This window comes from Thiolapillus sp. (assembly GCF_048562965.1).
In the GTDB taxonomy this organism is placed as follows: Bacteria; Pseudomonadota; Gammaproteobacteria; order Chromatiales; family Chromatiaceae; genus Thiolapillus; species Thiolapillus brandeum_A.
Genome location: NZ_JBHNMF010001016.1, coordinates 1 through 1,002, shown reverse-complemented (window position 1 = coordinate 1,002; position 1,002 = coordinate 1). Strand labels below are relative to the sequence as shown.

Below are 1,002 nucleotides of genomic sequence, written 5' to 3'. Positions count from 1 at the left end.
TCTCTTCCCATCCATGCTGATGCGGATGTCATGGGCTTTGAGCACACCGGTGAACGCCTCACTGGTGAACTGGCTGCCCTGATCGGTGTTGAAGATCTCCGGTGCACCATGGCGTTCAATGGCTTCTTCGAGTGCATCGATACAGAAACTCACATCCATTGTGTTGGAGACCCGCCAGGACAGCACCCGCCGGGAGTACCAGTCCATGATGGCCACCAGGTAAACGAACCCCCGAGCCATCGGGATATACGTCACGTCAGTTGCCCACACCTGGTTGGGACGCTCGATGGACAGGTTTCTCAACAGGTAAGGATAGATCTTGTGTGCCTGGTTGGCCCGACTCAGGTTGCGCTTGGGATACAGGGCGGCTAGGCCCATGGTACGCATCAGGCGCTGTATCCGCTTGCGGTTGACCCGGTGACCCTGGTCCTCAAGCCAGTCGCGGATGCGCCGGCTGCCATAGAAGGGATACTTCAAGTGGCATCGATCGATCAGCCTCATCAGCTCCAGCTCTTCGTCGGAGACCGGCTTGGGCACGTGGTAGAAAGTCGAGCGCGGCAGCTCCAACAGCTCGCATTGGCGGGCCACTGGCAACGGTTCCTTCCGGTCTACCATTTCTTTCCTCTGGGCCCGTGAATCCGTTCGAGCCCGCGTTCTAAAAAATCATTCTCCATCGTCAGCTGGCCAATCTTGGCATGCAGTTCCTGGATTGTCTCCTCGGCGCTCTCCTGCTTCTTTGCTCCCTTGCCGAATACATCCGGGGCACCACTGAGCAGTTGCTTCTTCCACGCGCTGACCTGATTGGCATGCACATCGAACTTCTTCACCAGTTCCGCCAGGGTCAGATCACCCTGGATCGCTGCCAAGGCCACCTTGGCCTTGAATTCCGCTGAATGGGTACGTCGCTTTCTTCTCATCGCTTTTCTCCTGAGCCGTTCGCTCATCTTGGAGGAAAGCACTTATCTTCGTCCAGTCTCTGTCCAACCGATGGGGTCCATCTCT

General features: G+C 57.1%; 1 pseudogene. It reads right to left on the bottom strand.

Going from position 1 to position 1,002, the window contains the following annotated elements:
* A pseudogene (locus ACOCD2_RS21905) lies at window positions 1-917 on the bottom strand (IS3 family transposase); the annotation flags it as partial.
* Window positions 918-1,002: the final 85 nt, after the last annotated feature.